The sequence below is a fragment of the uncultured Chryseobacterium sp. genome (assembly GCF_913776365.1).
GTDB lineage: Bacteria > Bacteroidota > Bacteroidia > Flavobacteriales > Weeksellaceae > Chryseobacterium.
The window spans coordinates 1-9,435 of the sequence record NZ_CAJYMO010000296.1; the positions used below are offsets into that span (position 1 = coordinate 1).

Genomic DNA, 9,435 nt, shown 5'->3' on the forward strand with positions numbered 1-9,435 from the left:
AGATTTCTTCAAAATTCAGTTTCATACAGGGGATTTACGGATGCTTTGGTTATGCAAAACCTCAGCCATTGGTATGTTTTCAATCATAAAGCATGAAAAGAAAAAAATTAATTTATTATCAATAATGAATTATTGACTCCATATTCATAAACAAATCACTATATTTAGAATGAAATTTTTACGGGATCAGGTAGAAGAGACCCGGAATATTTCATCAGATTAAACAAATTGATATGGTTTTATTAAATATTAACGGAAAACAGCATGAGCTGGATATCAGTGAAGACATGCCCATCCTCTGGGTGGTCAGGGATATCCTGGGGCTCACCGGAACAAAGTTCGGCTGCGGCGTTGCCCAATGCGGTGCCTGCATGGTTCACCTGGATGGTGAAGCGGTACGTGCCTGTGTAACAAAAGCAAAAAGAGCAGTCGGAAAGGAGATTATTACCATCGAAGGATTGTCACAGCATAACGATCATCCCGTACAGAAGGCCTGGCAGGAAATTGATGTTCCGCAGTGCGGGTACTGCCACTCCGGCCAGATTATGGCGGCGGCCGTCCTCCTGCGTGAAAATCCGTCTCCCGATGACAACGCCATTGATATCGGGATGGCCGGGAACCTCTGCCGCTGCGGCACCTATCCGAGGGTTAGAAAAGCAATCAAAATTGCGGCAGAGCTGCAGAAAAAAGGAAATGTATAACGGGAAGACAACCAAGATATATGAAAACATTTTTCAATACGCCCAAAATAAAGCTAAGGCCTCTGTTTGAAGGTTCGCTTGTTGTACTGGCTTCCGTGACGGTTTTCGGGATGGCAGGAGGAACCCAGCGCTTTCAGAAGACGCAGGCTCCCGTTTCAGTGGTAAAGAAAGACAGCATTGCTTCTGTAAAAGCTTTCGGTGAGGTCTATAAAGTGCTGATGAGCCCCCGGTGCCTCAACTGCCATCCGGCAGGCGATGTTCCGCTGCAGGGTGATGACAGCCATATCCATACCATGCTTCCGAGACGCGGCCCGGACGGAAAAGGCCTCTATGCCATGAAATGTGCCAACTGCCATCAGGACGAAAATACACCCGGTCTCCATATGCCGCCCGGAAACCCGAAATGGCACCTGCCGCCGGCAGATATGAAGATGGTATTTGAAGGAAAAAGCCCTTACCAGCTGGCAAAACAGCTCATGAATAAAAAAGAGAACGGCAACAAAAGCATGGAAGACCTCATCAAACATGCTGATGACGAGCTCGTACTGGCAGGATTCAATCCTGCAGACGGCCTCAAAAAACCGCCGCTTACCCATCAGGAATTTAAAAAAGCCTGGATTACCTGGCTCACTACCGGTGCCTATGCCCCGGCAAAATAATGCTGAATAAAAATTATGATGTCTAAAGAATCAGACCTTTCAAGAAGAAAATTTCTGCAGCTCGCCAGCTTGGGCGGAGCAGCACTCTGCCTGGGGATTTTTCCTGCCTCTTCCGGAGCAAAAGTCATCCTGTCACAGACACCGGTGGCCGAAAGCATTGCCTTAAACTCATGGATCATTATCGATACCACCGGGAAAATAACACTGGTAGACCACCGTGCCGAAATGGGACAGGGTTCCTATCATTCGGTTCCCCAGATTATTGCGGAGGAGCTGGAAGTAGACCTCAGCCAGATCGAAGTGATCTTTGCTAAAGGCGACACCCGATACGGAAGCCAGATAACGGGAGGAAGTTCCACCATCAGGACTTCCTATAAAAACCTGCTGAAACTCAGCGCTACTGCCCGCGAAATGCTGAAGCAGGCTGCTGCGGACCGGTGGAAAGTCCCGGTAAACGAGTGCGTTGCCCGTGGCGGGAACATTATTCATGAAAAAACTTCACGAAAGCTGCATTACGGAGAGCTGGTACAGGCTGCTTCGCGGCTGAAGGCGCCTGAAAAAGTAACCTTAAAGCAACGTTCAGAATACAGGCTGATCGGGAAACCGCTGAAAAGGATCGATACCCATTTCAAAACCAACGGGGCTGCCATATTCGGGCTGGATAAGAAGATCCCCGGCATGCTTTATGCCTCCGTAGAACGGAATCCCCGGCTTCGCGGAAAAATCGTAAGCTTCGATGATACGGCGGCACGGAAGATAAAAGGCGTGAAAGACGTTTTCAGGATCAGCATGAAAGTATATGATACCCAGCGCGAAGGTATCGCCGTACTGGCAGAAAACAGCTGGGCAGCACTCCAGGGCCGGAAAGCCCTGAAGATTACCTGGGACGATTCCGGATTTGAGCATATGGATACCCGGAAGGTTTATGACAGGCACCGCCAGCTTCTGATGACAGAGGAAGGACTGCCTGCCAAACAGCAGGGAAAAGCAGATATGCAGGTTTCCGGCAGCCGCAAGAAACTGGATTCGGTGTACCACACGCCTTATCAGTCCCATTTTGCCATCGAGCCGCTGAACTGCGTAGCCCATTATCAGGAGGACAAAATTGAGATCTGGGGACCGATTCAGGCTCCCGACTGGATTCAGAAAGAAATTGCAAAAGAATTCGGGGTTGCCCAGGACAAGGTAACGGTCAATATGACGTTTCTGGGCGGCGGCTTCGGACGCAAGGCCTTCACCGATTACCCGAATGAAGCGGTAGCCATCTCCAAAAAGGCGGGTGCACCGGTCCAGGTCATCTGGTCACGGGAAGATGATGCCACCCAGGGGCCTTTCAGACCGGGAGTTTCCTACAGGGGCGAAAGCATTATCGAAAACGGAAAAGTAGTATCCCTGAAATTCCGGATGGCCGGACAGAACATTCAGCACTGGTCAGATAAAACAAGAGGGGTTGCCAATAAGAATACGACGGAAGGTTTCATGGAACCTTACTTCAAAACCATACCGAATATCAGCTTCTCCGATATTCCTTTCGAGACCCCGGTCCCTGTATTATGGTGGAGATCCGTTTATGCCTCTACCAACGGGTTTGCCTATGAAAGCTTTATGGATGAAATTGCCGGTAGCCTGGGCATGGATTCACTGGAATTCAGGATGAAACACCTGGAAGATGAGAGAAGCCGTAAGCTGCTCGAAAAGCTGAAGGAAGTCAGCGGCTGGAAAAAAAATCGGCAGGATAAAGGGTATGGAATAGCCGTTACCGAATGTTTCGGAAGCACCGTAGGGCAGGTGGTGAAAGTTTCAAAACGGAAAGAAGGAGGTATAAAGATCGATAAAATATGGTCGGTGATCGACTGTGGCTGGTACGTCAACCCGGATATTATTGAGGCCCAGGTAGAAGGATCCATCGTTATGGCGTTGGGGGCTGCTACCATGCATGAGCAGACCTTCACTGACGGTATGGCCAACAAAGCCAATTTTTATGCCTATCCTTTGCCGAGGATTTATGACATTCCGCCGATCGAGGTGCATATCATGGAGAACAAAGAAGATGCAGGCGGGGTAGGGGAACCCGGATTGCCGCCGTTTGCACCTGCGCTGGCCAACGCAGTTTTCGATCTTACCGGAAAAAGAATAAGGACCATGCCTTTCGATCTGGCAAAACTTTAGATACGCTGAGAAAAGATGGTAGAGAACGATTGCATGATAATAGGATACCGGAATAAATCCGTGCAACGCCAAATATTTCCTGATGATCCTTAAAGGATTATCATATTTGATACCGGTAATACCAAAAGTTGCTTAATTTTTGATGGTATAGGAATGCAGCATTCCGTTTCTGTCCGTGAGCTTTCGATAAATGAATGGGAAGCATCGGACCACAAGCAGGAAAAGCTGACAATGTATTTTATGAAAGAGATCAATGATATCATCCGTGCCTACCACAAAGCGGAAGCAGAAGGAAAGAAGACTGCCCTGGCCACTGTGGTTAAGGTGGAAGGGTCTTCCTACCGGCAGCCGGGAGCCCGCATGCTCGTAACCGAAGATGGTGAACTCACCGGTGCCGTCAGCGGAGGCTGCCTCGAAGGTGATGCCCTGAAAAAAGCCCTGCTGGCCATCCATCAGCAACAGAATAAGCTGATTACTTATGATACCAGCAATGATGAAGATTCCGAGTTTGGGGTGCAGCTCGGATGTAACGGGATTGTTCACATCCTGTTTGAATATATTGATCCTGCTTCAGAAAATCATCCGCTTGATCTTCTGGTCAAAGTTGCAGAGGAGCGCAGGGATTCGGCAATGGTATGCCTGTTCTCCCTGAAAAGAGGGACCTCGCAGCCCGGAACACTGATGTTCTCCAATGGAAAGCAGCTGATTTCATCGGGAAAGATAACAGATGCACTATCCCGTGATATTCAGTCGGCGCTTGATAACCGCAATTCATTCGTGAAAGATACGGAATATGAAAGCAGGGAATATGAGGTACTGGTTGAATATATTCCTCCCGCCGTTTCCCTGGTCATTGCCGGAGCCGGGAATGATGCAAAACCGCTGGTGGAAATTGCATCTGTCCTGGGATGGGAAATTACCGTAGGGGATGGCCGGCACACCCACGCCACGGCAAAAAGGTTTCCACTGGCCAAAACGGTAAAAGTAGCGGCTGCCGAGGAATTTCTGGAAGGCATCGCCATAGACGACTACACCTTTTTTGTCCTGATGACCCATAATTACCGGTATGACCTCACTGTCCTGAAAACGATACTGGGCCATCATAACCGTTACATCGGCACGCTGGGTCCGAAGACCAAGTTAACCAGGATGATCAGTGACCTGGAACAAGAAGGTTATCCGGTAACTCCTGAACAGAGGGACAGGATCTACGGTCCGGTCGGCCTTGATATCGGTGCTGAAAGTGCAGAGGAAATCGCCCTCTCCATCGTCGCAGAGATCAAAGCTGTCCTGGAAAATAAAAAGGGAAATTCCCTGAAGTATAAAACAGAAAAAATTCATTCCGCTACCACGGATAACCACACGATATGATAACGGATACCTTCGGGCGCATACATGACTATCTCCGGATTTCGCTCACCGATAACTGCAATCTCCGGTGCTTTTACTGTATGCCTGATGAAAAATATGCTTTTGCACCCGCTTCCAGACTGATGCAGCCCGATGAAATTGAAACCATTGCGGCGCTTTTTGTTTCTGAAGGCGTCACAAAAATAAGACTGACCGGCGGAGAGCCGCTGGTACGCAAAGATGCGCCCCTGATCCTGGAAAAGCTGGGCAATCTGGGGATTGAACTGGCCATGACCACCAATGGCGTGAGGATAAAAGAGCTGCTCCCCAACCTGATCTCGGCAAAGGTAAGAACAGTAAACATCAGCCTGGATACCCTGGATGCGGAAAAATTTAAAACGATTACCCGTCGGGACCTTTTTCAGACCGTAAGGGAGAGCATTGATCTTCTTATTGAGAACAACTTTAAGGTAAAGATCAACTGTGTCCTGATGAAAGGGCTGAATGACAATGAAATCCTGGATTTCATCAACATCACCAGAGACAGCCCGGTGGAAGTTCGCTTTATTGAATTTATGCCGTTCAGCGGCAACAGGTGGACCAGTAACCAGGTTTTTACCCTTGAGGAAATCCTCACTGAGGTTCAGACGAAGTACCGTGTCATTGCCCTGAACCATGAACCGCATGATACTGCCAAACGATTTAAAATACCCGGATTTACCGGTAATTTTGCAGTGATCAGTACCATGACGGCACCTTTTTGCTCTTCCTGCAACAGGATCCGCCTTACGGCAGACGGCAAGCTGAAAAACTGCCTGTTCTCCAAAGGCGAGACCGATTTGCTGTCTGCACTACGGAAAGGACAGGATATTGCCCCGTTGATTGAAACCACAATCCGGTCCAAGGCAAAAGCCCTTGGCGGACAGTTTTCCGGACTGTTCCAGGACATCGATGCGGCAACAATTGAAAACCGGAGTATGATTACGATAGGTGGATAATGGAAGGCAGGAAAACAGGCATCATCATACTTGCAGCAGGCAATTCTTCCCGGTTGGGGCAGCCTAAACAGCTTCTTCCTTACCGGGGCAAAACGCTTCTGCGCCAAACTATTGAAGAGGCACTTGCCGTTACTTCCTGTGTTATCGTCGTTACGGGAAATGAAAACACCGAAATAGAAAGGGAAGCCGGAACTGTTATGCGGGTCAGGAACGGAGATTGGGAAGAGGGAATGTCCTCTTCCATCCGCACAGGTCTTCAGGCAATGCAGCAATGCTATCCCGAGACGCAACAGTATATTTTTACCGTCTGCGATCAGCCCCATATTTCCGCTGCTGTTTTTCTTGAACTGATCAGGAAAGAAGAATCGTCCGGAAAAGGGATCATCGCTTCAGCCTATTCAGGTGCTTTGGGCACACCGGTGCTGTTCAGCACGGCCTATGATAAAAGGCTATCCGGTCTGAGCGGGCAGGAAGGTGCCCGGAAGCTTATCCTCAGGCATCCGGAAGATACAGAAGCCGTAGTTTTTGAAAAAGGATCTGTGGATATTGATACCATAGAAGATTATAAAAAATTGATCAGTAAAAAAGAATGATTTCAGTTACAGAAGCAAAAGATATTATTTTACAGCATATTCCGGTAAGAAAAACAAAATGGGTTACGCTGCATGAGGCGGCCGGGCTGGTCACTGCCTCAGATGTGACAGCCGGCACTGACATTCCGGCATTTCCGCAGTCATCAATGGACGGCTATGCCCTGAAATTTGAAGACCGGGAAACACCGCTCCTTATTACCGGAGAAATGGCAGCCGGAACATCACAGCCGATTGTGATACAAAAAGGGGAAGCCGCAAGGATTTTTACCGGTGCCCCGCTACCGGAAGGAGCGGATACCGTAGTGATGCAGGAAAAGACAATGGTTGAAAGACAGTACCTTACGGTTACCGATCAGGCACTGAGTCCGGGGCTTAACGTCCGTCCGAAGGGATCTGAGGTAAAAGAAGGGGAAAAGGCCATGCCTGCCGGAACCGTTCTTTCCCCGGCGGCCATCGGGTTCCTCGCAGGAATAGGCTGCAGCAGGGTAGAAGTGTACCAGCCGCCTGTTATCGCTATTATAATGACGGGCAATGAACTTCAGGAACCGGGAAAACCGCTGGCTTTCGGGCAGGTGTATGAAGCCAATTCGTATCAGCTAAAAGCAGCATTACGGAAAACAGGCATTACGGAAGTAAAGGTCTTCACCTCAGAAGATGATCCTGAAATACTGGCTGAAGTCCTGCGAAAGGCATTGGATGTCAGTGATGTAGTTATGTTGAACGGCGGAGTAAGCGTGGGGGATTATGATTTTGTAACCCATGCAGCAGAAACATGCGGAGTACAGCAAAAATTCCATAAAATCAGGCAGAAACCGGGCAAACCGCTGTTTTTTGGGACTTTTCATGAAAAACTGGTGTTCGGTCTTCCCGGTAACCCGTCTTCATCGCTGACCTGTTTTTATGAATACGTACTGCCTGCAATGGAACAACTGACAGGGCTTCCCGCATCAGTAAGGAAAATGGAAGCCGAAACAAGCCACGACTACAGCAAACCACAGGGCCTTACCCATTTCCTGAAAGCATTTTACAGCGAAGGGAAAGTAACGCCGCTGCATGCCCAGGAGTCCTACCGGCTCCATTCTTTTTCCCAGGCCAACTGCTTTATCGTACTGCCGGAAGAATCGGAGGGATGCCGCAAAGGAGACCATGTGGAGGTTCATCTGCTTCCGGTATAGAAGCATCATAATCATACAAAGTCAGGGTTAACAAACAGGAAATCCGTTTAGGTCCGGCTTATTAAAATTAAAGAACAACTGTAAACAGCCATCGCTGTCAGCCATAGGCCAACATCATTCAAACGAAATCAATGAGTATCGAGCTATTTTATATTATCCTTTTCGCTGTAGCCTTTTTTTATTCCGCAGTAGGGCACGGCGGTGCCAGCGGCTATCTTGCCTTAATGGCCCTCTACGGTGTAACCCCGGAAGAAATGAAGCCTACGGCACTTGTACTGAACCTGTTTGTGTCCCTCACTTCCTTTATCCAGTATTACCGGGGCGGTTACTTTCTTAAAAAATTGTTTATCCCCATTGCTGCTGCATCCATCCCGCTGGCCTTTATCGGCGGCATGATGAGCATCGAAGAAAATATTTATAAAAGGATTCTCGGCATCCTCCTGCTGTTTCCGGTATTCCGGTTTTTCTTTTTCAGGAATGCCGGTGATGATGAGCTGAAAGAAATGAATATTCCGGTAGCCGTAATTACCGGCGGAATCGTGGGACTGCTGTCCGGGATGATCGGGATCGGGGGCGGAATTATCCTTTCACCCATCCTGCTCCTGCTGCGCTGGACCAACCAGAAACAGACTGCAGCCATCAGTGCTGCCTTCATTTTTGTGAATTCCCTGTCCGGACTGGGCGGCATGGTGACCCAGGGAATCCGGTTTACCGATCACATGCTGATGTATGTAGCGGTGGCCTTTACAGGCGGCCTGCTCGGGGCTTATCTGGGCTCGAAAAAATTCAATCAGAACGTATTGAAGTATGTGCTGGCCAGCGTTTTGCTGATGGCATCGTACAAATTGTTATTCACAAAAGCTTAAATATGAAATATACCAGTATTCTTCTTCTTTTCATCACCGTATGGCTCAGCGCACAGAAACTGCCTTCGGTAAAAGTTACAGGTACCATTGAAAAACCGGTCATCGTAAGCCTGGAAGATCTTAAGAAATACGAAACCCATCAGATCACCAGTATCGATATCCTGAACCATAAGCTGGAATTTAAAAAAAACCTGAAAAACCTGAAAGGTGTCCTGTTGAAAGATCTGCTGGAACAGGTGAAATTCAATGCAGCATCTCCCAAAGACCTCAGCATGTTTTATCTTGTGTGTATTGCTGAAGACGGCTACAAGGTAGTGTATTCCTGGAATGAAATCTTCAATTCTACCGCAGAGAAACAGGCGATGCTGATCACCGGTACGGGTGGTACTTCCATTGCAGATAATAAAGAAGGAATTACATTGATTACGCCTGGGGACAAAGCAACCGGAAGGAGGTATGTTAAAAACCTTTCGGAAATCATCATCAATAAAGTAGATTAACCAAGATGGAAATTAAGATCTTCGCTTTTGGACGGATTGCTGAAATTACCGGAAAAGAACTGGCCGTGGCAGCCTCGGATACCGAAAGCCTGAGAACCATACTTGACGGACAGTTTCCGGAACTGTCAGCAATAAAATATGCCGTAGCCGTCAATAAAAAACTGACGGATGGCAATGCAGAACTCAAAGCCGGCGATACGGTGGCGCTGATGCCGCCCTATTCCGGAGGATAAAATCAGGATATGGAACACAATAACGAAAGATATTCACGGCATTACCGCCTTTCCGGCTTTGGAAAACCGGCCCAGGACAGGCTGCTCCGGTCATCCGTACTGGTCATCGGGGCCGGCGGACTGGGCTGTCCGGTGCTGCAGTACCTGGCAGCAGCGGGGGTGGGCACTATCTGGATTGCTGATCATGACCG

General features: G+C 48.5%; 11 protein-coding genes. All 11 read left to right on the forward strand.

Features of this window, described 5'->3' with window-relative positions; genetic code table 11:
• The first annotated feature begins 233 nt into the window (after positions 1–233).
• On the forward strand, positions 234–701 hold the full coding sequence (locus QZ735_RS15455) for a (2Fe-2S)-binding protein (protein ID WP_294250159.1): 468 nt from the start codon (positions 234–236) through the stop codon (positions 699–701).
• 20 nt (positions 702–721) lie between these two features.
• Entirely contained in the window at positions 722–1,360 is a 639-nt protein-coding gene (locus QZ735_RS15460) for a c-type cytochrome (protein WP_294250162.1), read from the forward strand.
• 15 nt (positions 1,361–1,375) lie between these two features.
• The gene (locus tag QZ735_RS15465; RefSeq protein ID WP_294250165.1) at positions 1,376–3,529 is read left to right on the forward strand and encodes a molybdopterin cofactor-binding domain-containing protein; all 2,154 of its coding nucleotides are present in this window, start codon (positions 1,376–1,378) and stop codon (positions 3,527–3,529) included.
• Positions 3,530–3,769: 240 nt separating this feature from the next.
• Positions 3,770–4,900 (forward strand): XdhC family protein, encoded by a 1,131-nt coding sequence (locus QZ735_RS15470; RefSeq protein ID WP_294250168.1) that lies wholly within the window; start codon positions 3,770–3,772, stop codon positions 4,898–4,900.
• A complete protein-coding gene (moaA, locus tag QZ735_RS15475; protein ID WP_294250171.1) occupies positions 4,897–5,877 on the forward strand; it encodes a GTP 3',8-cyclase MoaA in 981 nt (326 codons plus the stop codon). Before QZ735_RS15470 ends, moaA begins: the two co-directional genes overlap by 4 nt.
• Positions 5,877–6,470 carry a nucleotidyltransferase family protein gene (locus QZ735_RS15480; RefSeq protein WP_294250174.1) on the forward strand — a complete coding sequence of 198 codons (594 nt, stop codon included), beginning with the start codon at positions 5,877–5,879 and terminating at the stop codon, positions 6,468–6,470. Before moaA ends, QZ735_RS15480 begins: the two co-directional genes overlap by 1 nt.
• Entirely contained in the window at positions 6,467–7,645 is a 1,179-nt protein-coding gene (glp, locus tag QZ735_RS15485) for a gephyrin-like molybdotransferase Glp (protein WP_294250178.1), read from the forward strand. The genes QZ735_RS15480 and glp overlap by 4 nt, the downstream gene beginning before the upstream one ends.
• A 131-nt stretch (positions 7,646–7,776) precedes the next feature.
• Positions 7,777–8,511: a sulfite exporter TauE/SafE family protein gene (locus QZ735_RS15490; RefSeq protein ID WP_294250182.1), complete on the forward strand. Its 735-nt coding sequence runs from the start codon at positions 7,777–7,779 to the stop codon at positions 8,509–8,511.
• A 2-nt stretch (positions 8,512–8,513) separates the two neighbouring features.
• On the forward strand, positions 8,514–9,011 hold the full coding sequence (locus tag QZ735_RS15495) for a molybdopterin-binding protein (RefSeq protein WP_294250185.1): 498 nt from the start codon (positions 8,514–8,516) through the stop codon (positions 9,009–9,011).
• A gap of 5 nt (positions 9,012–9,016) precedes the next feature.
• Positions 9,017–9,244, forward strand: a complete 228-nt coding sequence (locus tag QZ735_RS15500) for a MoaD/ThiS family protein (RefSeq protein WP_294250188.1) — start codon at positions 9,017–9,019, stop codon at positions 9,242–9,244.
• A gap of 9 nt (positions 9,245–9,253) precedes the next feature.
• On the forward strand, positions 9,254–9,435 hold a 182-nt coding region (locus QZ735_RS15505; RefSeq protein WP_294250191.1), incomplete at its 3' end, for a ThiF family adenylyltransferase.

Excerpts from the sequence above, each read along its gene's own strand:
- glp (WP_294250178.1), top strand. The coding sequence starts at position 6,467 with ATGATTTCAGTTACAGAAGCAAAAGATATTATTTTACAGCATATTCCG.
- QZ735_RS15495 (WP_294250185.1), top strand. The coding sequence starts at position 8,514 with ATGAAATATACCAGTATTCTTCTTCTTTTCATCACCGTATGGCTCAGC.
- QZ735_RS15455 (WP_294250159.1), top strand. The coding sequence starts at position 234 with ATGGTTTTATTAAATATTAACGGAAAACAGCATGAGCTGGATATCAGT.
- QZ735_RS15460 (WP_294250162.1), top strand. The coding sequence starts at position 722 with ATGAAAACATTTTTCAATACGCCCAAAATAAAGCTAAGGCCTCTGTTT.
- QZ735_RS15480 (WP_294250174.1), top strand. The coding sequence starts at position 5,877 with ATGGAAGGCAGGAAAACAGGCATCATCATACTTGCAGCAGGCAATTCT.
- QZ735_RS15500 (WP_294250188.1), top strand. The coding sequence starts at position 9,017 with ATGGAAATTAAGATCTTCGCTTTTGGACGGATTGCTGAAATTACCGGA.
- QZ735_RS15470 (WP_294250168.1), top strand. The coding sequence starts at position 3,770 with ATGAAAGAGATCAATGATATCATCCGTGCCTACCACAAAGCGGAAGCA.
- QZ735_RS15490 (WP_294250182.1), top strand. The coding sequence starts at position 7,777 with ATGAGTATCGAGCTATTTTATATTATCCTTTTCGCTGTAGCCTTTTTT.
- moaA (WP_294250171.1), top strand. The coding sequence starts at position 4,897 with ATGATAACGGATACCTTCGGGCGCATACATGACTATCTCCGGATTTCG.
- QZ735_RS15465 (WP_294250165.1), top strand. The coding sequence starts at position 1,376 with ATGATGTCTAAAGAATCAGACCTTTCAAGAAGAAAATTTCTGCAGCTC.